The sequence below is a fragment of the Pseudomonas sp. D1-36 genome (assembly GCF_051132205.1).
Taxonomy (GTDB): Bacteria; Pseudomonadota; Gammaproteobacteria; order Pseudomonadales; family Pseudomonadaceae; genus Aquipseudomonas.
In genome coordinates this window covers 4859913-4882139 of sequence record NZ_CP071674.1, presented here as the reverse complement: position 1 = coordinate 4882139, position 22227 = coordinate 4859913, and the positions used below count along the sequence as shown (strand labels likewise).

General features: G+C 62.0%; 22 protein-coding genes. 13 read left to right on the top strand and 9 right to left on the bottom strand.

The window, feature by feature from the left end:
* The first annotated feature begins 37 nt into the window (after positions 1–37).
* The 5 genes from J3P76_RS21895 (at position 38) to J3P76_RS21875 (ending at position 4490) form a co-directional block, all read left to right on the top strand.
* Positions 38–793 (top strand): DUF2076 domain-containing protein, encoded by a 756-nt coding sequence (locus tag J3P76_RS21895; RefSeq protein ID WP_434649951.1) that lies wholly within the window; start codon positions 38–40, stop codon positions 791–793.
* A 128-nt stretch (positions 794–921) separates the two neighbouring features.
* Entirely contained in the window at positions 922–1401 is a 480-nt protein-coding gene (locus J3P76_RS21890; protein ID WP_030140338.1) for an NYN domain-containing protein, read from the top strand.
* Between the two features lie 21 nt (positions 1402–1422).
* Positions 1423–2034 (top strand): 3'-5' exonuclease, encoded by a 612-nt coding sequence (locus J3P76_RS21885; protein ID WP_420767304.1) that lies wholly within the window; start codon positions 1423–1425, stop codon positions 2032–2034.
* A gap of 157 nt (positions 2035–2191) precedes the next feature.
* On the top strand, positions 2192–3094 hold the full coding sequence (gene yedA, locus J3P76_RS21880) for a drug/metabolite exporter YedA (protein WP_420767303.1): 903 nt from the start codon (positions 2192–2194) through the stop codon (positions 3092–3094).
* Between the two features lie 58 nt (positions 3095–3152).
* Complete coding sequence (locus J3P76_RS21875; RefSeq protein WP_434701235.1) at positions 3153–4490, top strand: DEAD/DEAH box helicase; 1338 nt, start codon at positions 3153–3155, stop codon at positions 4488–4490.
* 133 nt (positions 4491–4623) lie between these two features.
* Here J3P76_RS21875 and J3P76_RS21870 read toward each other — a convergent pair whose 3' ends face one another.
* Together J3P76_RS21870 and J3P76_RS21865 are read right to left on the bottom strand one after the other, a co-directional pair.
* A complete protein-coding gene (locus J3P76_RS21870; protein ID WP_434701234.1) occupies positions 4624–5865 on the bottom strand; it encodes a TIGR03862 family flavoprotein in 1242 nt (413 codons plus the stop codon).
* 279 nt (positions 5866–6144) lie between these two features.
* A complete protein-coding gene (locus J3P76_RS21865) occupies positions 6145–7065 on the bottom strand; it encodes a histone deacetylase family protein (protein WP_434701233.1) in 921 nt (306 codons plus the stop codon).
* A gap of 73 nt (positions 7066–7138) precedes the next feature.
* Here J3P76_RS21865 and J3P76_RS21860 point away from each other — a divergent pair, with 73 nt between their 5' ends.
* The 3 genes from J3P76_RS21860 (at position 7139) to J3P76_RS21850 (ending at position 9271) form a co-directional block, all read left to right on the top strand.
* The gene (locus tag J3P76_RS21860) at positions 7139–7708 is read left to right on the top strand and encodes a GNAT family N-acetyltransferase (protein WP_434609436.1); all 570 of its coding nucleotides are present in this window, start codon (positions 7139–7141) and stop codon (positions 7706–7708) included.
* A 103-nt stretch (positions 7709–7811) separates the two neighbouring features.
* Entirely contained in the window at positions 7812–8681 is an 870-nt protein-coding gene (tesB, locus tag J3P76_RS21855) for an acyl-CoA thioesterase II (RefSeq protein WP_181289449.1), read from the top strand.
* Complete coding sequence (locus J3P76_RS21850; RefSeq protein ID WP_420767297.1) at positions 8678–9271, top strand: HAD family hydrolase; 594 nt, start codon at positions 8678–8680, stop codon at positions 9269–9271. The genes tesB and J3P76_RS21850 overlap by 4 nt, the downstream gene beginning before the upstream one ends.
* 144 nt (positions 9272–9415) lie before the next feature.
* Here J3P76_RS21850 and J3P76_RS21845 read toward each other — a convergent pair whose 3' ends face one another.
* Together J3P76_RS21845 and ypfJ are read right to left on the bottom strand one after the other, a co-directional pair.
* A complete protein-coding gene (locus J3P76_RS21845; protein WP_420767296.1) occupies positions 9416–10363 on the bottom strand; it encodes an alpha/beta hydrolase in 948 nt (315 codons plus the stop codon).
* The gene (gene ypfJ, locus J3P76_RS21840) at positions 10364–11251 is read right to left on the bottom strand and encodes a KPN_02809 family neutral zinc metallopeptidase (protein WP_434701232.1); all 888 of its coding nucleotides are present in this window, start codon (positions 11249–11251) and stop codon (positions 10364–10366) included. It lies immediately after the preceding gene.
* Between the two features lie 252 nt (positions 11252–11503).
* On the opposite strand from ypfJ, the gene J3P76_RS21835 reads away from it, so the two are divergent.
* Complete coding sequence (locus J3P76_RS21835; protein WP_249873253.1) at positions 11504–12382, top strand: DMT family transporter; 879 nt, start codon at positions 11504–11506, stop codon at positions 12380–12382.
* Positions 12383–12530: 148 nt separating this feature from the next.
* Here the strand turns inward: J3P76_RS21835 and J3P76_RS21830 are convergent, their stop codons facing one another.
* Complete coding sequence (locus tag J3P76_RS21830; protein WP_434701231.1) at positions 12531–13868, bottom strand: MFS transporter; 1338 nt, start codon at positions 13866–13868, stop codon at positions 12531–12533.
* A 258-nt stretch (positions 13869–14126) separates the two neighbouring features.
* Here J3P76_RS21830 and quiC point away from each other — a divergent pair, with 258 nt between their 5' ends.
* A complete protein-coding gene (gene quiC / locus J3P76_RS21825; protein WP_434701230.1) occupies positions 14127–16025 on the top strand; it encodes a 3-dehydroshikimate dehydratase QuiC in 1899 nt (632 codons plus the stop codon).
* Positions 16026–16127: 102 nt separating this feature from the next.
* Positions 16128–16805 carry a TetR/AcrR family transcriptional regulator gene (locus J3P76_RS21820; protein ID WP_420767292.1) on the top strand — a complete coding sequence of 226 codons (678 nt, stop codon included), beginning with the start codon at positions 16128–16130 and terminating at the stop codon, positions 16803–16805.
* Between the two features lie 153 nt (positions 16806–16958).
* Here J3P76_RS21820 and J3P76_RS21815 read toward each other — a convergent pair whose 3' ends face one another.
* The 4 genes from J3P76_RS21815 to J3P76_RS21800 all read right to left on the bottom strand — a co-directional run bounded on the left by J3P76_RS21815 (position 16959) and on the right by J3P76_RS21800 (position 20923).
* On the bottom strand, positions 16959–17810 hold the full coding sequence (locus tag J3P76_RS21815) for a shikimate dehydrogenase (RefSeq protein ID WP_434609451.1): 852 nt from the start codon (positions 17808–17810) through the stop codon (positions 16959–16961).
* A gap of 4 nt (positions 17811–17814) precedes the next feature.
* Entirely contained in the window at positions 17815–18255 is a 441-nt protein-coding gene (aroQ, locus tag J3P76_RS21810; protein ID WP_420767290.1) for a type II 3-dehydroquinate dehydratase, read from the bottom strand.
* A 296-nt stretch (positions 18256–18551) separates the two neighbouring features.
* Positions 18552–19631, bottom strand: a complete 1080-nt coding sequence (trmA, locus tag J3P76_RS21805) for a tRNA (uridine(54)-C5)-methyltransferase TrmA (protein WP_434701229.1) — start codon at positions 19629–19631, stop codon at positions 18552–18554.
* Positions 19628–20923 carry an NCS2 family permease gene (locus J3P76_RS21800; protein ID WP_420767288.1) on the bottom strand — a complete coding sequence of 432 codons (1296 nt, stop codon included), beginning with the start codon at positions 20921–20923 and terminating at the stop codon, positions 19628–19630. Before J3P76_RS21800 ends, trmA begins: the two co-directional genes overlap by 4 nt.
* 217 nt (positions 20924–21140) lie before the next feature.
* Between J3P76_RS21800 and J3P76_RS21795 the strand changes: the two genes are divergently transcribed.
* Positions 21141–21581, top strand: a complete 441-nt coding sequence (locus tag J3P76_RS21795) for a DUF4879 domain-containing protein (protein WP_420767287.1) — start codon at positions 21141–21143, stop codon at positions 21579–21581.
* A gap of 78 nt (positions 21582–21659) precedes the next feature.
* On the top strand, positions 21660–22226 hold the full coding sequence (locus tag J3P76_RS21790; RefSeq protein ID WP_420767286.1) for a DJ-1 family glyoxalase III: 567 nt from the start codon (positions 21660–21662) through the stop codon (positions 22224–22226).
* The last annotated feature ends 1 nt before the right edge of the window (position 22227 follow it).

The following is a 22227-nucleotide window of genomic DNA, read 5'->3' as shown; positions in this document are numbered from 1 at the left end:
GGCCTGGTTTTTTATTCGGCAATCTGATGAGGTCGCCATGAACAGCGAAGAACAAACCCTGATCGATGGACTGTTTTCACGGTTGCAACAGGCCGAAAAGGATTCAGCCCCGCGCGACGCCCAGGCTGAGGCGCGGATCAAGGAGCATTTGGCCAAGCAGCCTGCGGCGGGCTATTTCATGGCCCAGGCGATCCTGGTGCAAGAGGCGGCGATCAAGCGACTGGACGAGCAGAACAAGCAACTCGCCCAGCAGGTCGAGCAATTGCAAGCCGAGTTGCAGCAGGCGCGCAACCAGGCATCGGCGCCAAGCGGTGGCGGTGGCTTTCTTTCAAGCATCTTCGGCGGCAGCAACCGAGATTCACGTCCCGCAAGCGCGCCGGCACCCAGCGGTGGCGGCTGGCGCGAACCGGCACGGCCATCTTTTAATACGCCGACACAGCAAGGCTTCGGCGCAGCGCCCGGCAACTATGGCGCGCCGCCGCAGCAAGCCCCAGCGGCGGGCAGCTTCCTGGGCGGTGCGCTGAAAACCGCAGCGGGCGTGGCCGGTGGCGTGATGCTGGCGCAAGGCATCAGCAGCCTTTTCCATAGCAATCAGCCTCAGGAAATCGTTGAGATTCTCAAGGAAGAACCGGCCCAACCCGTCAATGACACGGTTGATAACAGTGGCAACGGTTGGGGCGATGACTCGCGCACGGCCGACAACAGTACCTACGACAACGACCCGGGCGGTTTCAGCGACGCGGATTACAGCGACGATTCGTCCTTCTTCGGCGACGACGACTCCTTCGTCTGACCTGCCATTCGTCCGAGGCGCCCAGCCGCCTCGGGCCGATTATTCGCGGAACATTCCTTGAGGCTGGCATACTGGGCGACTTTTCGGGCCTGGTGGCCTGCGCGCGTGTGCACTCATGAGGAAACGCGGTGAAAAAAATCGCAGTGTTCGCCGATGTCCAGAACCTCTATTACACCGTGCGCCAAGCCTACGGCTGCCATTTCAACTATGCGGCGTTGTGGGCTGATGTCAGCAAACAGGGTCAGATCGTCGAGGCCTATGCCTACGCGATCGATCGCGGCGACAGCAAGCAACAACAGTTCCAGCAGATCCTGCGCAACCTGGGTTTCACCGTGAAGCTCAAGCCCTATATCCAGCGCAGCGACGGCTCGGCCAAGGGCGACTGGGACGTGGGCATCACGCTGGACATCATGGACGCCGCCGATCACGTCGATGAGGTGGTGCTGGCCTCCGGCGACGGCGATTTCGACATGCTGCTCGAACGCATCATCAGCAAGCATGGCGTGCAGGCGGTGGCCTACGGTGTACCGGGGCTGACCGCCAACTCGCTGATCCGCGCCGCCAGCCGCTACGTGCCCATTGAAGGCGCGCTGCTGCTCAAGAACTGATCTTCAAGGAGCCCCACAGGTTTGGAACGCATCGCAGTCATCGACTTTGAAACCACCGGCATCACCCCGAGCAGCAGCTGCCGGGCCACCGAAATCGCCGTGGTGATCCTTGAACGGGGCCGGATCGTCGACCGTTATCAGAGCCTGATGAACGCGGGCGTTCGCGTCCCCGCCTTCATTGAACAGCTCACCGGCATCAGCAACGCCATGTTGCGCAGCGCACCCCCGGCGGAAAAAGTGATGAACGAGGTCAACGAATTCGTCGGCATCACGCCGCTGCTGGCCCACAACGCCGCGTTCGACCAGAAGTTCTGGGATTTCGAATTGGGACGCATCAAGCGCACCCGCTTGCAGAACTTTGCCTGCTCGCTGTTACTGGCCCGGCGCTTGATGCCAGCGGCGCCGAACCACAAGCTTGGCACCCTCAACACTTTCGCCGGCTTGCCCCACACCGGCCAGGCTCACCGCGCCATGGCCGACGCCGAAATGGCCGCCAACCTCACCGCGCACCTGGCCTCGGAACTGCGAGAAAAGCATGGGCTGCGGGCGTTGTCCCATGACTTGCTGTGCAGCTTGCAAAAAGTGCCGGCGGCGAAGATCAACGAACACCTCAAACGCCATCGCGGGTTCTGAGTACACCGCGAAACCTTCCCACAGGATGGGTCGTGTTGATCTGAGATCTGTCGTGTCTTGAAAAGTGTATGGCTCGGATAAACAGATTTTGTAACTTAATTTCTGTCGATCGCCTTTTTAGAATGACAGGTTTCATCGTCCTGACTTCGAGCTGAACATGCCTGGCCCACGCCGTTTCCCCTTGCCTCTGATCGCTGCTTTTTTTGCCTTGTACGTCATCTGGGGCTCGACCTACCTGGTGATTCGCATTGGCGTCGAGCATTGGCCGCCGTTGCTGCTGGCCGGGATTCGCTTCGTGATCGCCGGATCGCTGATGTACGGCTTCCTGCGCTGGCGCGGGGCGCCGGCACCGACCTGGGCGCAATGGAAGGCCGGGGCGCTCATCGGCGTGCTGTTGCTGACGTTCGGCAATGGTGCGGTGAGCATCGCCGAGCACATGGGCGTGGCGTCGGGGGTGGCGGCGTTGGCCGTGGCGACGGTGCCTTTGTTTACCTTACTCTGTGGATATTTCTGGGGCGCGCGTAATACCCGTCTCGAATGGGCCGGTATTGTGTTGGGATTGATCGGCATCGCCATGCTCAACCTGGGCTCCAACCTGCAATCGAGCCCGTTGGGGGCGGCCTTGCTGGTGTTCGCGGCGGCTTCCTGGGCCTTCGGTTCGGTACTGAGCAAACATCTGCCGTTGCCGGCGGGAGCGATGGCCAGCGCCGTGGAGATGCTGGTGGCCGGCGTGGTGCTATTGATCGGCAGCTTTGCCAGCGGCGAACGTCTGGACCACATGCCGCCGCTGGAAGGCTGGTTCGCGCTGGTCTACCTGATCGGTTTCGGTTCGATCATTGCCTTCAACGCCTACATGTATCTGCTCAAGCATGTGCGCCCGGCCGCGGCCACCAGCTATGCCTACGTCAACCCGGCGGTGGCGGTGTTGCTGGGGATCGTCTTCGCCGGTGAGACCATTGGTATCGAGGAAGCCTTGGCGATGCTGGTGATCATCAGCGCCGTGGTGCTGATCGGTTTGCCCCAGTGGCGCAAGCCCAAGCCCGCACCGGCCGAATCCTGATTTAGGGTAAACTGCCGCGCATTGCACACCCTGCGCTGATTTTTCCTACGGTACCTCCATGACTTTCGCCACCCTTGGCCTGATCGAACCCCTGCTGCGCGCCCTCGAGACGCTCGGCTACCAGACTCCGACCCCGGTCCAGGCCCAAGCCATGCCGGCCGTGCTCGCCGGGCGCGACCTGATGGCCGCGGCCCAGACCGGCACCGGCAAGACCGCCGGTTTCGCCGTGCCGCTGTTGCAGTTGCTGACCACCGAAGGGCCGAAAGTCGCCGCCAACTCGGTGCGTGCGCTGATTTTGGTGCCGACCCGCGAGCTGGCCGAGCAGGTCCACGAAAGCGTGCGCCAATATGCGCAGCACTTGCCTTTGAGCACCTACGCCGTATATGGCGGTGTCAGCATCAACCCGCAGATGATGAAGTTGCGCAAAGGTGTCGACTTGCTGGTGGCCACGCCGGGCCGCTTGCTCGATCTGTTCCGCCAGAACGCGCTGAAGTTCAACCAATTGCAAACGCTGGTGCTGGACGAAGCCGACCGCATGCTCGACCTGGGTTTCTCCGAAGAGCTGGCGAACATCTACAAGGCATTGCCGAAGAAGCGCCAGACGCTGCTGTTCTCGGCGACCTTCTCCGATGCGATCCGCCTGTTGGCCGGGCAGATGCTCAACGACCCGCTGAGCATCGAAGTGAGCCCGCGCAACGTGGCTGCCAATACCGTCAAGCAATGGGTGGTGACGGTGGACAAGAAGCGCAAGCCGGAACTGTTCATTCACCTGATGCGCAAGCACAAGTGGAAGCAGGTGCTGGTGTTCGCTAAGACCCGCAACGGCGTCGATGCGCTGGTGGAAAAACTCCAGGGCCTCGGTGTGAATGCCGACGGCATCCACGGTGACAAACCCCAGGCGACCCGCCAGCGCGCGCTGGATCGCTTCAAGGCCAGCGAAGTGCAGATACTGGTAGCCACCGACGTCGCCGCCCGTGGCTTGGACATTGAGGACTTGCCGTTGGTGGTGAACTTTGACCTGCCAATCGTGGCCGAGGACTACATCCACCGCATCGGCCGTACGGGCCGGGCAGGTGCTACGGGCCAGGCGATTTCCCTGGTCTGCGCCGATGAAGTGAACCTGCTGTCGGCCATCGAGACCCTGACCCGTCAGACATTGCCGCGCCAGATGGAACAGGATTTCGAGCCTGAACACCGCGTGCCGGAGACCGATTCCAGCGGCCAGGTCATCAAAAAACCGAAGAAGCCGAAGAAACCAAAGACCTCCGGTGGCGGCGGCAAGCGCAATCTGGGCAAGTGGGTGGACAGTGGCGACGCTGCGCCTGTGGAACCTTCGGTCAAGCCTGTGCGCAAAGTGCCGGTCTTCAACACTGGGCCGCGTAAGCGTAAGCCTTGATATTGCTGCGCCTGATATACCGCTATCGCGAGCAAGCTCGCTCCCACAGTGGTGCTCAGGTGTTCACAGATCCTGTATGCACCACAGATCTTCTGTGGGAGCGAGCTTGCTCGCGATGGCCGCGCCCAGGTTTTCAATCCAGGCGCTGTAACCACTCCAGTATCCCCGACCCCGCCGCCCGGCCACTGGCAACGCACGCCGTGAGCAGGTAGCCGCCGGTCGGTGCTTCCCAGTCGAGCATTTCCCCCGCGCAGAAAACGCCGGGTAATTGCTTGAGCATCAGCCGTTCGTCCAGCGCTTCGAAGGTCACGCCGCCGGCGCTGCTGATGGCTTCGTCCAGTGGACGGGTTTTCACCAGCGTGACCGGCAAGGCCTTGATCGCTTTCGCCAGCCGCGCCATGTCGGCGAAGCAATCGGCGGACGTCAGCTCGCGCAACAGCGCTGCCTTGACCCCGTCGAGCCCCAATTGACTGTGCAAGTGCTTGGCCATCGAGCGTGACCCGCGTGGTTTGTTCAAGGCCTGGAGGATTTTATCCACAGGCCGGCCTGGCAACAGGTCCAGATGAATGGTCGCGCTGCCGTGCTGGTTGATGGCCTCGCGAATCGCTGCCGACAGGGCATAGATCAAGCTGCCTTCGAGGCCGGTGGCGGTGATTACGCATTCGCCCAGGCGTGGCACATCGTCGTTGAGGCCGATGGCGATGTTCTTGAGCGGGGCACCGGCGAACTTGCCGATCATGAAGTCGCTCCAGGCGGCCACGTCGAATCCGCAATTGCTCGGTTGCAAGGGTGCCAACGCCACGCCGCGCTGTTCCAGCGACAGCATCCAGGCGCCATCGGAGCCCAGGCGCGACCAACTGCCGCCGCCCAGCGCCAACAGCGTTGCGTCGGGGAACAAGGTTTTTTCACCGTCCGGGCTGGCGATGCGCAAGCCGCCGTCGGGGCTCCAGCCAAGCCAGCGGTGGCGGGTGTGGATCACCACCCCGGCGTCCCGCAGGCGCTTGAGCCAGGCGCGCAGCAGTGGGGCGGCTTTCATGTCGGTCGGAAAGACGCGCCCCGAGCTGCCCACAAACGTGTCGATGCCCAGGCCCTGTATCCATTGGCACAACTCATCCGCGCCGAATGCCCGCAGCAGCGGGGCGATATTTGGCGAGCGTTCGCCGTAGCGGGACAGGAACGCCGGGAACGCTTCGGAATGGGTGATGTTCATGCCGCCCACGCCCGCCAATAGAAATTTCCTGCCCACCGACGGCATGCTGTCGTACAGGTCGACCTGGACACCGGCCTGGCTCAACACCTCGGCTGCCATCAAGCCGGCGGGGCCGCCGCCGATGATGGCGATGTGTGGGGAGGAGGGCTGGGTGGTCGAGGTCATGGTGTGAACTGCGGAAACGAGGAATAGCGCGGCATTCTATCAGTACAAACTCCTGTGGGAGCGAGCCTGCTCGCGAAGCGGCGGATCTGTAACATCCATGTCGACTGACATGCCCCTATCGCGAGCAGGCTCGCTCCCACATTTGAATGTGATGCCTTCTGAGTACGTGATCAAAAAACAACCACATCTACGCAAGCTATACGCGCCATAGGCTGTAAGCCGTTTCGCTCAGGTTATCCACAGGCCGCTCCACAGGCATTGTGGTAAAGCGCCCAGATTTCAATGACAGCCTGATGACTCCCAGACCTTTTGTGCGCTGTGGTGCAGGATCCCGTGGCGCCGGGCCAGGGCCTTGCGGTCCTTGCTGTAGCCCCCGCCGATGACGCCCACTACCGGAATGTCCCGCCCCAGGCAATGGCGCATGACGCTTTCGTCCCGGGCGGCGAGGCCTTCGTCGGTAAGTTTCAGGTAACCGAGGGCGTCATCCTTGTGTACGTCGACGCCGGCGTCGTACAGCACCAGGTCCGGCTGGTAGAGCGGCAGCAGATAATTTAGCGCATCGTCCACGACTTTAAGGTACGCAGCGTCTTCCATGCCCATCGGCAGTGGAATGTCCCAGTCACTCTGCGCCTTGCGTGCGGGAAAATTCTTTTCACAGTGCAGGGAAACTGTCACGGCGTCTGGAGTGTCATGGAGTATTCGAGCCGTACCGTCACCCTGGTGCACGTCGCAGTCGAAAATCAACACGCGCGAAACCCGGCCGCTGGCCAGGAAGTAGCGGCTGATCACCGCCAGGTCATTGAAAATGCAAAAGCCGGCCGGGTGGTCGTAGTGGGCGTGATGGGTGCCGCCGGCCAGATGACAGGCCAGTCCGTGTTCAAGCGCCTTTTCGGCGGCCAGGAGCGAGCCACCCACGGCGCGCACCGTTCGCCGCGCCAGGGCTTCGCTCCAGGGCAGGCCAAGTCGCCGTTGGTCTTCGCGGGACAACTCGCCGCCCATGTAGCGTTCGATATAAGCGCGGTCATGGGCCAGGGCGAGAATCTCCGGCGGGCACAGGGCGGGACGCAGCAGGTCTGTGTCCCGGGCCAGGCCGCTCTCCACCAGGTGATCGCGCAGCAGGCGGAACTTGTCCATGGGGAAGCGGTGTTCCGCTGGGAATTCTGGGCTGTAGTCTTCGTGGTAGATCAACGGTAGCGGCATGGTGTTTTCAGTGGTGGTTGAGCCACGGATCCTACCAGCGATGTAGACTCTGGGGCATGGAAAGGGAGTGAAGATGGAGCCGATACTGGAACTGGAAAGCGCACGGTTGATACTGCGGCAATGGCGCGACGATGATTTGCCCACGTTCGCGGCCATGTCTGCCGATGCGCAAGTGATGCGTTATTTTCCGGCACCCTTGAGTCGCCTGGAAAGCGCTGCGTTGATCGGCCGCGTGCGCGGGCATTTTGCAGAGCATGGTTTTGGTTTGTGGGCGTTGGAGCGCAAGGATACTGGCGCTTTCATTGGCTTTACCGGGCTGGGCGTGGTCGGATTCGACGCGCATTTTACCCCGGCGGTGGAAATCGGCTGGCGCCTGGCCCGCGAGCATTGGGGGTTCGGCTATGCCAGCGAAGCGGCGTGGACGGCGTTGCGTTGCGCCTTCGACCGCCTGGGGCTGGACGAGGTGGTGGCGTTTACCGCCACCGACAACCTGCCGTCGCAGAAGGTCATGCAGGCCATCGGCATGCACCACGACCCGGCCGATGACTTCGAACATCCAAAGCTCGCGGTCGGTCATCCATTGCGTCACCATGTGCTCTATCGCATTGACCGGGAGCAGTGGTTGCAGACTCTGCACGGTTAGCCGACACGGACGTTACAATGCCCACCAAAATGGCCCGGGCCACTATCGATCCGCCGCCGCAGCGTAGACTGCGCGGTTTTTGCGCTGTGTGAGGAAAGTCTGAATGAGCCACGTGTTGGAAGATCTGGTCGACCTGCTGACCCTGGAACCGATCGAAGAGAACCTGTTTCGCGGTCGTAGCCAGGACCTGGGGTTTCGCCAGTTGTTCGGCGGCCAGGTATTGGGCCAGTCGTTGTCGGCGGCCAGCCAGACCGTGGAAGAGGCGCGCCACGTGCATTCGATGCATGGTTATTTTCTGCGTCCGGGCGATGCGGCCCTGCCGGTGGTCTATCAGGTAGACCGCGTACGGGACGGCGGCAGTTTCAGTACCCGGCGGGTCACGGCGATTCAAAAGGGCAATCCGATCTTCACCTGCAGCGCATCGTTCCAATATGACGAGCAGGGTTTCGAGCACCAGAGCACCATGCCGCAAGTCGTCGGGCCGGAGAACCTGCCGTCCGAGCTGGAGCTGACCCAGCAGCGCGCCCATCTGCTGCCCGAGCACATGCGCGAAAAACTGCTTTGCCCCAAGCCGATCGAGGTGCGTCCGGTCACCGAAAAAGACCCTTACAACCCGCAACCGGCCGATCCGGTCAAATACGTGTGGTTCCGTGCCGATGGCGCCTTGGCGGACATCCCGGCCCTGCACAAATACCTGCTGGCCTACGCGTCGGATTTCGGCCTGTTGACCACCTCGCTGCTGCCCCACGGCAAGTCGGTGTGGCACAAGGATATGCAGGTCGCCAGTCTTGACCACGCGTTGTGGTTCCATGCCGACCTGCGCGCCGATGACTGGTTACTCTATGCCATGGACAGCCCGTGGGCCGGAAATTCCCGTGGATTCTCCCGAGGCAGCGTGTTCAACCGCGCCGGGCAGTTGGTGGCATCGGTGACCCAGGAAGGCCTCATCCGCCATCGCAAGGACTGGGCATGAGCCTGTCCGATGTGCGCCATTGGGTGTTCGACATGGATGGCACGCTGACCATTGCCGTGCATGATTTCGCCGCGATCCGCGTCGCCCTGGCGATTCCGGCCGAAGACGACATCCTTACGCACCTGGCGGCATTGCCCGCGGAAGAAGCCGCCGCCAAGCACGCCTGGTTGCTGGAGCACGAGCGGGACCTGGCGCTGGGCTCCAAGCCCGCGCCGGGGGCGGTCGAATTGGTGCGTGAGCTGGCCGGGCGTGGGTACCGCCTGGGCATCCTGACCCGCAATGCCCGCGAGCTGGCGCATATCACCCTCGAAGCCATCGGCCTGGCTGACTGTTTTGCGGTGCAAGACGTGCTGGGCCGCGACGAGGCACCGCCCAAACCGCACCCCGGTGGCCTGTTGAAACTGGCCGAGGCGTGGGAAGTGGCGCCCGGCTCGATGGTGATGGTGGGGGATTACCGCTTTGACCTGGACTGCGGCCGTGCAGCGGGGGCGCGGACGGTGTTGGTGAACCTGCCGGACAATCCCTGGCCTGAATTGACGGACTGGCATGCGCGGGATTGCGAGGAGTTGCGGCGGATGTTGTCGGCTTGAGAGGTCGGTTGGCTGATTGATCGTCATCGCGAGCAAGCTCGCTCCCACAAGGAGATTTCCGTCGAGCGCAAGATTTGTGTCTGCACCAGGCCCACTGTGGGAGCGAGCTTGCTCGCGATGAGGCCCGATACGCCGCCACAAGACTTACTGCCCAAACAATACTTGTAGCCCCTCCGGCGAATTGAACATCCCATCCCCATCATGCCCAACCCCTGGCACTTCGATCAGCCGCTGATTGAGTCCTTGCGGATGGCGCCGCGTCAGGTAGTCGAAAAAGAAATGCCCGCGCAGTAAGCGATACGCCCCTTGGGTCTGAGCCTCGCAGCCTTTGTCCAGCGCCGGATGCTCCGGGTCGATGTCCTGTTGTCCCAGCAAATAAGTGATGTCGCGCTTGATGTATTGATCTTCGAGCTGCGTGGCGGTTTGTCCGGACGCATAGGCGGGCAGGTACTCCAAGCCATATTTCCAGCGATTGAAAGCCGGGCAACTGGCCGGGTCGAACGCCATGGGCCGTTGCGCGTCAAGATAGGCATACGACGATGGATTGGCGATGACGAACCGAGGCGCGATGCGATACGTGCCGTGGGCGAGCAGGGCGTAGCGCTGCACCACCTGGGCGCCACCGGAATGGCCGGCGATGACGATTTCCTTCACTTCTGGAAACTGCTGTCGGTCGCTGACCCGCGCCACGATGTCGTCCAGCACTTGAAATGAACTGACCGGATTCGGTCCGATGGACAAGCCGCCCGCCATCCAGTCGTTGCCTTGCCAGCGCAGGAGGTCGGCGGGCAACTGATGACGTGCCGCATCCAGTTCGTTGAGAAACTGCGGGGCGATGATCAACGTCGTGGTCGATTGACCGGCCTGCGCGGCGGCCTTTTCACCGCTGTGAAGGTAAGTGTCGGCATTGCGCAGCCGACCGTGAAGGATGATCAACACCCGCTCGATCGAAGCCGGCGGCGGGCTCACGGCAACGGCCATGATCCCGCCCTTGAGCAGCAGGCGCCCCTGGGCGACCGCCTGGACGCCGTGTTCCTCGGCCTGGGCAACGGCGCAACAGAGCACCAGCCCGATCAACGCCGCCCACTTCATCTACAGGTTTTTCGCTGCGAAGGTGTCGCACTGGCTGACCTGGCCCTGGGCGAAACCGGTCTTGAACCAGCGCACCCGCTGGGCCGAAGTGCCGTGAGTGAAGGAGTCCGGCACAACGCGGCCCTGGCCTTGCTGCTGGAGGCGGTCGTCGCCGATGGCATTGGCGGCGGTCAAGGCTTCCTCAATGTCCCCTGGCTCAAGCCAGTTGAGGCGTTTCTGCGCGTGATTGGCCCAGACGCCGGCCAGGCAATCGGCCTGCAATTCCTGGCGCACCAGCAAACCGCCGTCGCCTTCCATTTGCCGGCCTTGCTGGCGCGCCTCCTGGATTTTCGCCGACACGCCGAGCAGGGTCTGCACGTGGTGGCCGACCTCGTGGGCGATGACGTAGGCTTGGGCGAAGTCCCCGGCGGCGGAGAAACGCTGGGACATTTCATGGAAGAAACTCATGTCCAGGTAGACCTGTCGGTCTGCCGGGCAATAGAACGGTCCGGTGGCCGAGGATGCCAGGCCGCATGCAGAATTGACCCGACCGCTGAACAACACCAGCTTCGGTTGCTGGTACTGGCGCCCGGCCTGCTGGAAGACCTGGCCCCATGTGTCCTCGGTATCACCCAAAATCGAGCGCACGAATTCCGCCTGCTCATCGTTGGCCGGTGGCGCCTGGCGGGATTGCGAAGAGGTGGGCGCGGAACCTTGTTCCATCTGCCCGGTGAGTTGTCCGAGAATCTGCATCGGGTCCTGGCCGGTGATCCAGCCGATGCCGACGATGAGGATGATGGCCGTCAGGCTCAGCCCCTTGCCAGCGCCGAAACGCATCCCGCCGCCGCCCCCACCGTCACCCCGGGCATCCACCACGTTGTCACTGCGGCGACCTTTTTTCCATAACATGTGGGAAATCCTCTGAATGGCCCTGCGAAGAAATGACTGCCGTGGCGATGAGTCTAGCCCTCAGGCGTTCAAGGCGCGCGTCGCGCTTGAGCAGTCAGGCAACCGCCGGGGATTTTGGTTCATCGGCGAGCCGATCCTGTCCGGCTGTGGATTTTTCATTACACTTGGGATCCAGAACTTATCGGAACCCTCGCTGGCCCAATAACTGCACTGTGCGTCCGGCCTCAATATCAAGCAACGCAGGTTTCCTTCATGACCATCAGCACTCCGCTCTCCGGCGTCAATCAGGCTTTCAAGGGCATCGTGCTTATTCTGGTCGCAACGTTTTTGTTCTCCAGTCACGATGCGTTGTCCAAATATCTCTCGGGTTTCTATCCCATCATCATGGTGGTATGGGCCCGTTACGTGGTGCACACCTTGTTGATGGCGGGTATTTTCCTGCCACGTTCGGGGTTGCGGGTGCTGCGTACCAAGCGCCCGTTGTGGCAGGTTGCCCGGGCTTTATGCCTGTTAGGCACCAGTTTGTTTTTTACCACCTCGCTGATGTTCATCCCATTGGCGGAGGCGACGGCGGTCAACTTCCTCGCCCCCGTGCTGGTCACGGCATTGTCGGTACCGCTGCTGGGCGAGCATGTGACACGTGGTCAGTGGATCGCGGTGATCTTCGGTTTCATCGGGGTGTTGATCATTGTTCACCCCGGTGGCGATTTGTTCACGCCGGCGGTGTTGTTGCCGTTCTGTTCGGCGCTGTTCTTCTGCTTTTATCAACTGCTCACGCGCAAACTCGCCGAGATAGACAGCCCCACGACCAGCAATTTTTTCGCCGGACTGTGCAATACGCTAGTGATGAGCGCCTTGGTGCCGTTCTTCTGGCAGGTGCCGAGCGTGACCCACGGCTTGATGATGTTGGCGCTGGGGGCGTGCGGGATGACCGCGCATTTGATGCTGACCCAGGCTTTCCGCTTCGCCGCCCCGGCGCTGCTTGCGCCGTTCGGGTATTGCCAGATCATCTTTGCCGGGCTGCTGGGCTGGTTGTTTTTCAGCCATACGCCGACGCTGACGACGGTGGTGGGTATTACGCTGATCTGCTTGAGCGGGTTGGCGGCGGCGTGGCAACAGCGGCGCAGATAACGGGCTGCACACACCCCTGAGGGTTGGCGCTGACGTTTGTGGCGAGGGAGCTTGCTGCCGCTGGGCTGCGAAGCGGCCCTCGCTTTTTTGCGATCGCTGCGCAATCGAGCGGGAGCAAGCTCCCTCGCCACGGGGCGTTATAGCCCCATCAATTTTCCAGGGTAGGCACCTTGCGCGGCGCCATGAAGTACATCCAGGCCAGCGCGATGAAGTACATCGCCGGGATCAGGGTGAACAGCACGGTGTAGTTGTTGTTAGTGATGGTGAGGATGTGCCCCACCAACTGAGTCATGAACATCCCGCCGATGGCCGCGCACATGCCGCCGAAGCCGAACACCGTGCTCATCATGTGCTTGGGCGTGTAGTCCATGACCAGGCTCCAGATGTTCGCGGTCCAGGCCTGGTGCGCGCCGATGGCCAGGGAAATCGCAAGTACCGCCACCCACAAACTGCTGGAGCCGGCCGCCATGATCACCCCGACAATGCAGCAAGCGAACAGCAGCATGGACATCAGTCGCGCCTTGATCGGATTGACCCCGCGGCCGATCAGGAATGACGACAGGATCCCCCCGCCGACACTGCCAAAATCGGCGGTCAGGTAAATGATGATCAATGGGATGCCCATCTGGGTCACGTTGATGCCCAGGTTGTATTGCTGGTTCAGGAACGGCGGCAGCCAGTAAAGGTAGAACCAGAACACCGGCGCGGTGATCGAGTAGGCCAGGGCGAATGCCCAGGTGCCGCGCATGCGCAGGATGCGGGAGAACGGAACACTTACCGGGTCCGGTTCTTCCTGGGCCTGGATGTAGTCCAGTTCCGACTGCTTCACGCTCGGGTGGTCTTCGGGGTTGAAGTATTTCAGGCCCCAGAACACCAGCCAGATACCGCCCAGGGCCGCCATGCACAGGAACGCGGCCTGCCAGCCCCAGACGTGCAGGATCAGCGGCAGGAGCATTGGGGTGAACATCGCGCCGACGTTGGTCCCGGCATTGAAGATGCCGGTGGCCACGGCGCGTTCGCCCGCCGGGAACCACAACCGCGTGGTTTTCACGCAGGCCGGGTAGTTGGCGGCTTCGGTCAGGCCAAGGATGAAGCGGCAGACCATGAAGCCCACCGCCGAGGTAGCCAAGCCGTGGGCGCCGGTCGCCAGGCTCCAGAGCAGCACGGCGCAGAAGAACACGCGCTTGACGCCGATTTTGTCGATCAACCGCCCTTGCAGCACGAAACCGACCGCGTAACCGACCTGGAACCAGAAATTGATATTGGCGTAGTCCATCGCCGTCCAGCTCATCTGCTTCGCCAGGATCGGCTGCATGACTCCGAGGGCGGCGCGGTCGATGTAGTTCAGGGTCGTGGCGAAAAATACCAGGGCGAGCATGCCCCAACGGGTCTTGCCCACGGCCATCGCGCCACGGATCTTGTCGCCGATGCCACCGCTGGCGACAACCGGGCCGTGGGCCAGGCGGGAACTTTGGGAAGGAATCATAGGGTCACCCGTTCTTGAAATTCTTATGGCGTGGTCTGGGTCTGCATTGAGGCTTGGCAACAATGTGATGTCGATGGTGGGCAGTGGACAAAAAATCGTCAATTCGCTGATCGGGCATAGTGTTCGATAATCGCCCAAAAAACTAACCGGATGGTACATATTAAATTGCCCAAAGAAACCGGCAGCTCAATAATCCCCCGACTCTTTTAAAAAGCGGCGCATTTTTTGTAGCCGACGCCAGTCCCGGGAGCCGAAGTCATGCAGCGTTCCATTGCCACTGTTTCCTTGAGCGGTACCCTGCCGGAAAAACTCGAAGCCATTGCCGCCGCCGGTTTTGACGGTGTGGAGATTTTCGAGAACGATCTCCTTTACTACGACGGCAGCCCTCGGGAAATCAGGCAGATGTGCGCCGACCTGGGCATTGCCATCACGCTGTTCCAACCCTTTCGAGATTTTGAAGGATGCCGCCGGGATCGCCTGGCGCGCAACCTGGAGCGAGCCGAGCGTAAGTTCGACTTGATGCAGGAGTTGGGCACCGACCTGGTGCTGGTGTGCAGCAATGCTTCGGCCGACAGCGTCGGCGACGAACGGATACTGGTCGATGACCTGCGGCTGCTGGCCGAGCGGGCCGGCGCCCGAGGCTTGCGCATCGGTTATGAAGCGTTGGCATGGGGCCGGCACGTCAATACTTATCAACAGGTCTGGAACATCGTCCGCCAAGCCGATCACCCGAACCTGGGCGTGCTGCTCGACAGTTTCCATACCTTGTCGCTCAAGGGCGACCCCAGCGCCATCGCCGAGATTCCAGGCGAGAAAATCTTCTTCGTGCAAATGGCCGATGCGCCGATCCTGGCGATGGACGTCCTGGAATGGAGCCGGCACTTCCGTTGTTTCCCGGGTCAGGGCGAATTCGATTTGCCGGGATTCCTCGCGCCGATCATCAAGAGCGGCTATACCGGGCCGCTGTCGCTGGAAATCTTCAACGACGGCTTTCGCGCCGCGCCGCCCAGGGCCAATGCAGCCGATGGGTTGCGTTCACTGCTGTACCTGGAAGAGAAGACGCGCCAGCGCCTGGCCGAGGAAGCGCCCGCGCAGACGCCTGAAATTCTGTTCGAGACCCCTGCGGCCAGCGAATACAACGGCATCGAGTTCCTTGAATTTGCCGTGGACGACAATCTCGGCGCCAAGCTCGCCCATTGGCTGGAGCGCCTGGGCTTCGTCAAGGCCGGCCAGCATCGCTCCAAGAACGTCTGCCTGTTCCGCCAGGGCGATATCAACCTGATCCTCAATTGCGAGCCGTATTCCTTCGCCCATAGTTTTTTCGAGGCCCACGGCCCTTCGCTGTGCGCCATGGCGGTACGCGTCAAGGACAGCACCAGCGCCCTGAAACGGGCCGTGGCCTACAAGGGCCAGCCGTATCGCGGGCTCGTCGGGCCCAATGAACTGGAGCTGGCGGCGGTACGCGCGCCGGACAGCAGCCTGATCTACCTGGTGGATCAGGACGCCGACGTCTACGGCACCGACTTCAATCTGCAGCCCGCTGCCGCCATCGGCGCCGGGCTCAAGCGCATCGACCACATGGCGATGGCCCTGCCGGCCGACAGCCTCGACAGCTGGGTGCTGTTCTACAAGAGCCTGCTGGACTTCGAGGCCGACGACGAAGTGGTACTGCCGGACCCGTATGGCCTGGTGAAAAGCCGTGCGCTGCGCAGCCGCTGCAGCTCGATTCGCTTGCCGTTGAACATTTCCGAGAACCGCAACACCGCAATCTCACATGCGCTGTCGAGTTATCGCGGTTCCGGCGTGCATCACATTGCCTTCGATTGCGATGACATCTTTGCCCAGGTCAGTTGTGCCAAGGAGGCCGGGGTGCCGTTGTTGGACATCCCCCTCAACTACTACGACGACCTGGCGGCGCGTTTCGATTTCGACGATGAGTTCCTCAGCGAGCTGGCATACTTCAACGTGCTGTACGACCGGGATGCCCAGGGTGGCGAGCTGTTTCATGTCTATACCGAGCCGTTCGAAGGGCGTTTCTTCTTCGAAATCATCCAGCGCAAGAACGGTTACGCGGGGTACGGCGCCGCCAACGTCGCGGTGCGCCTGGCGGCCATGGCCAAGTCCCGCAGTGGCGGCGTGCGGCACGCCAAGTTGTAGGGAAATCGTAACGATGGCGGTAAAGGGCAGTGCCTTGGCTTCCTTCACTGCCCGGTGCGGCCCATAATCGCCAACCTGTGCAGTGACGGCCGTGAGCCCGCAATGACTATGAATCCAGAGCTTTCCGCAGCCCTCGACGAACCTGTCGCCGCGCCGCGCAAGAGTCGCAAGAACAACCCGGAGAAAACCCGGGAGAACATTCTCCAGGAAGCCATCGTCGAGTTTGTCCAGCAAGGCCTGGCGGGCGCTCGGGTCGACGCTATCGCCGAGCGCATCCACACCTCCAAGCGCATGATCTATTACTACTTCGGCAGCAAGGAACAGCTGTACGTGGAGGTGCTGGAGAAACTCTACGGCGATATCCGCACCACCGAAAGCCGCCTGCATCTGGCAGAGCTGGCGCCAGTCGAGGCGATCCGGCGCCTGGTGGAATTCACCTTCGATCACCACGACCGCAACGTGGATTTCGTGCGTATCGTCTGCATTGAAAACATCCACAACGCCGAGTACGTGAAACAGTCTGGTGCAATCAAGGCGATGACCAATACCATCCTCGACTCCCTGGGCGTGATCCTGCGTCGCGGCGCCGAAGAAGGGGTGTTCCGCGCCGGCCTGGAACCGCTGGATGTACATTTGCTGATCAGTTCGTTCTGCTTCTACCGGGTGTCGAACCGCCAGACGTTTGGTGAGATCTTTCAGATCGACTTGTCGGACGAAGCGGTCAAGCAGCGGCACCGACAGATGGTGTGTGAGTCGGTGTTGCGGTACTTGCAGGCCTGATCCTGAACCTATGCAGACCTTGTGGGAGCGAGCCTATGTGGGAGCGAGCTTGCTCGCGATGGCGGCATGTCAGTCACGTTGATATCAACGGATCCACCGCTATCGCGAGCAAGCTCGCTCCCACAAGTTCCCTCAGGGAGTTTGTCGCGAGCTTCAGGGATTCATGCTCTGAAAATGCGCCAGCATCCGCCCCGCATCCGGCGCCACGCCGCTGAACAGTTCGAACGCCTTCACCGCCTGGAACACTGCCATGGTGCCGCCGTCCAGTGTGCGGCAGCCGAGCGCGCGGGCGTTGCGCAGCAGTTCGGTTTCCAGCGGGAAATACACAATCTCCGCCACCCACAGGTCGCCCCGCAACAACTCGACCGGCACCGGCATGCCCGGCAGTTTTGCCATGCCCATGGGCGTGGTGTTCACCAAGCCGTCGGCTTCGGCCATGGCAGCGGGAAGGTCATGCCCGGCACGGGCGCGACCGGCGCCGAAGTGTTGGTTCAGGTTGTTGGCCAATGCCTCGGCACGGCTGACCTCGACATCAAAAATGCTCAGCGTCTCCACGCCCTCCACCAATAAGGCGTGGGCCACCGCTGCGCCAGCGCCGCCAGCGCCCATCTGGACCACGCGGTTGCGCGCGACATCGCCCAGGCCTCGACGAAAACCTTCGGCGAAACCCAGGCAGTCGGTGTTATGGCCGATGCGCTTGCCGTCCTTGAGCACCACGGTGTTCACCGCGCCGATTCCCCGCGCTTCCGCCGAAAGGTCATCCAACAGAGGTATGACCGCCTGCTTGCAAGGAAAGGTGATGTTCAGGCCGGTGAAATCCATGCGTTCGGCGGCCATCAGCAAGTCGGGCAGGGCGCTGCTGTCGAGTTTCAGCGCGTCGAGATCGATCAGTCGATACAGGTAACGCATGCCTTGGGCATCGCCTTCGCGCTCGTGCAGCGCTGGCGTGCGAGACGCCTGGATACCCGCGCCGATCAGGCCGGCCAGTACAGTGACGTTCGGCATGCGCTCAACCCTTCAACCGATGACTGAAATGTTCGAGGGCCAGGCGATAACCATGGCTGCCAAACCCGCACATCACGCCGATGGCGACGGATGAGACGAAGGAGTGGTGGCGAAACGTCTCGCGGGCGTGGACGTTGGAAAGATGGACTTCGATGACCGGCACTTCGCTCGCCACCAGGGCATCGCGGATCGCCACGGAGGTGTGGGTCCAGGCCGCCGGGTTGATGACGATACCGCCGCACCGGCCTCGGGCGCCGTGAATCCAATCAATCAATTCACCCTCCTGGTTGGTCTGGCGAAATTCCACGGTCAGGCCGAACTCCTCGGCGGCGCGGCCGCACAGCGCGGAAATATCGGCCAGGGTTTCGTGGCCATAGGTCGCCGGCTCGCGGGTGCCGAGCAGGTTCAGGTTCGGGCCGTTGAGCACCAGAACGATCGGAGGCATCGCACAATCTCCACATTTTTATTGTTGGTCTCGGCGGGTTTCAGCCGGTGGAGATAAATTGTACTAGATGGTTAATTTGGTCAAATAAAGCAGCGGTTGTCGGGCAATAAGTGTTCGATGATCGAACATTGCCGGCCGAAAGGTGAGGGAGAGCAATTGTGGCGAGGGGATTTATCCCCGCTCGAGTGCGCAGCACTCGCAAGAGGCCAGACAAGACAGAGCAGAGGGCCGCTTCGCAGCCCAGCGGGGATAAATCCCCTCGCCACAGGGTAATCCTTCACCCCGAAAGGGAGGACTCAGCGCCGCGTCAACAACACCCCGGATTCCATGTGGTGGGTCCAAGGGAATTGATCGAACAACGCGCAGCGCGTGATGCGGTGGGTATCGTTCAGTTGCGCGATGTTCGCGGCGAGGGTTTCGGGGTTGCAAGAGATGTAGAGGATGTTGTCGAAGCGCCGGGTCAGCTCGCAGGTGTCCGGGTCCATGCCGGCGCGAGGCGGGTCGACGAAGACGCTGCCGAATTCGTAGCTTTTCAGGTCGATGCCCTGCAGGCGCCGGAACGGCCGAACTTCGTTCAGGGCTTCGGTCAGCTCTTCAGCGGACAGGCGCACCAGCGTGACATTGTCTACCGCGTTCTCGCTGAGGTTGCTCAGTGCGGCGTTGACCGAAGTCTTGCTGATCTCAGTGGCGAGCACTTTGCGCACACGGGTTGCCAGCGGCAGAGTGAAGTTGCCGTTGCCGCAGTACAACTCCAGCAGGTCGTCATTGCGATCGCCCAGGGCTTCATAAGCCCAGTTGAGCATCTTCTGGTTCACCGTGCCGTTGGGCTGGGTGAAGGCGCCTTCGGGTTGGCGATAGCTGAAGGTGCGGCCGCCCACGTGGAGTTTCTCCACCACGTAGTCGTGGCCGATCACTTCGCGTTTGCCCTTGGAGCGGCCGATGATGCTTACGCCCAGCTCGGCCGCCAGTTTCGAAGCTGCGGCGTGCCAGTGTTCATCCAGCGGACGGTGGTAACACAGGGTGATCATCGCGTCGCCGGCCAGGGTGGTCAGGAACTCCACCTGGAACAGCTTGTGGCTCAACGGCGCGCTGGCTTGCCAGGCGGCCTTGAGCTGCGGCATCAATTGGTTGATGCGCAGGCTGGCGATGGGGAACGCTTCGATGAGGATCGGCGTGCGCTTGTCTTCCTGGGAAAACATCGCGTAATGGCGTTCGCCGGCCTCGCGCCACAGGCGGAATTCGGCTCGCAGGCGGAAGTTCTGTAGCGGAGAGTCGAACACCTCGGGCTCGGGGGCCTCGAACGGAGCCAGCAGGTCGCGCAGGCGCACGACCTTGTCTTGCAGCTGGGTGGTGTAGGCCTGGGAATCAAAAGTCATGCGTTGAACCAACCCAACTTGATAACGAACAGGATCGAAAGGATGACCAGCGCCGGGTTCAGTTCACGGCCGCGGCCGGACACCAGTTTGATGGCGGTCCAGGCGATGAAGCCGAAGGCGATGCCGTTGGCGATGGAATAGGTGAACGGCATCGCCAGGGCAGTGATCACCACCGGAGCGGCAACGGTAACGTCGTCCCAGTCGATTTCCGCCAGGCCGGAGGTCATCAATACCGCGACGAACAGCAAGGCCGGCGCGGTGGCGAAGGCCGGGACGCTGGCGGCCAACGGCGAGAAGAACAGCGCCAGCAGGAACAGGATCGCGACCACGATCGCCGTAAGGCCGGTGCGGCCGCCGGCGCTGACGCCCGCCGCCGATTCGATGTAGCTGGTGGTCGTCGACGTGCCTAGCAGCGAACCGGCCATGGCGGCGGTGCTGTCGGCAATCAGCGCACGGCCCATTTTCGGCATGTGGCCGTCCTTGCCCATCAGCCCGGCGCGCTTGGCGACGCCGATCAGGGTGCCGGAGTTATCGAACAGATCGACGAACAGGAACGCGAAGATCACGCTCACCAGGCCGATGTCCAGGGCGCCCTTGATGTCCAGTTGCAGGAAGGTCGGGGCCAGGGATGGCGGCGCGGAAATGATGCCGCCAAAGGGCGTGAAGCCCATCAGGATCGAGACGATGGTGACCGCCAGGATGCCGATCAGTACCGCGCCGCGCACTTTAAGCGCCTCCAGAGCGACAATCAGTACGAAGCCCAGGGTTGCCAGGATCGGCGCCGGTTGCTTCAGGTCGCCGAGGCCGACCATGGTCGCTGGGTTTTTCACCACGATGCCGGCGTTGTTCAGGGCGATCAGCGCCAGGAACAGGCCAATACCGGCGGCGATGGCCGAGCGCAGCGGCAGCGGGATGCTGTTGATGATCCATTCCCGGATGCGGAAGATCGATAGCAGAAAGAACAGCACGGCGGAGACGAACACCGCCCCCAGCGCCACTTGCCAGGTATGGCCCATGTGCAGGACCACGGTGTAGGTGAAGAAGGCGTTCAGGCCCATGCCCGGCGCGAGGGCGATCGGGTAGTTGGCGATCAGGCCCATGACTGTGGAACCAATGGCCGCCGCCAGACAGGTGGCGACGAATACCGCGCCCTTGTCCATGCCGGTTTCGCCGAGGATGCTCGGGTTGACGAACAGAATGTAGGCCATGGCCAGGAACGTCGTGACGCCCGCCAGGATCTCAGTCCGCACGTTGGTATTGTGTGCCTTGAGTTGAAACAGCCTTTCCAGCATGTCTGCTCCCCGTGGCGCGCGCGGCGCCGTGAATGTATCGACCTCAACAGCAAAGCACAGGTCGCCAGGGGCGCCGGGATTTTCTGCGGGTCGGAAAAAGCCGCGCATCATAGCAGCGCGGCGATGTGGCTGCGATCCTCGGTGTGCGTCGCATAAGTGTGCGCAGGCAAAAGTTGGGCCATACTGCGCCCGATTTCGGACGGTCGGGATGTATCGCATGAAAAACATTGCATGGGCCTGGGTGTTCGGCCTGGGGCTGGCCGTGCCGGTCGCGCACGCCGCGTCGGCACCACCGCTGAGCGAGGTCAAGGTGCTCAAGGTCGAGTCGCCGGCCTGTGGTTTCGAAGACGTTTCCGCAGGACAGGCGCAAACCCGTTGCGACCACAGTGGCCCGCATATCAAGGTCTACGTGCTGGAGCTCGGCATAGGCCACCAGCCAAATGTCACGCTGGACGGCTTCGAGGTCGACGGCACCCGTTCACCGGTGTGTGCATACGACAATGGCAATCTCAATGATTGTTCGACCGGAGCCCGGCGAACGGTCGGCTACTTGTATATCTTCGATCTGAAGGGCAAGCAGGAAGGCACCTTCAGCTTCAGCAACGTGTCGATCAACGCACCGGGCAACCGAATGTCGACCCAGTTGTACATCAAATGACATGCCGTGGACGACCTTCGGCTGACAGGGCCCGGCAAAGCTGACTAGTCTTGAAGGATCACCCAGCGGAGAGTGCCCATGATGCCTGGAACCAAGATCCCCCGAGTCCTGATCGCCGTGGCTGAAGGCGTTGATGATTTGCAGGTGGTGACGCTGATCGACGTGTTGCGCCGGGCGCAGCTTGAAGTCGTCGTGGCGAGTATCGAAGGCCGTCGCATGCTCACCTGCGCACGCGGAACGCGCCTGACCGCCGACGGCATGCTGGTGGACGTGCTGGTGCAGGATTTCGATTTGATCGTCTTGCCGGGCGGCATCATCGGCGTGCAACACCTGGCGGCCCACCCGCCTTTGCAACAGTTGATCAAAGACCAGGCGGCCGCCGGGCGCATCTTCGCCGCCATCGCCGAAGCCCCGGCGTTGGTGCTCCAGGCGTTCGGCGTGCTGCGCCAGCGCCGGATGACCTGCCTGCCCGCCGTGAGCCAGCAACTGTCCGGGTGCAGCTTCGTCGACCAGCCGGTGGTGGTGGACGGCAATTGCATCACCGCCCAGGGTTCCGCCGCCGCCTTGGTGTTTGCCCTTGCGCTGGTGGAAGCATTAGCCGGTAAAGGGGTGAGGAGCGTGGTGGCGGCGGAGTTGTTGGCGTGAC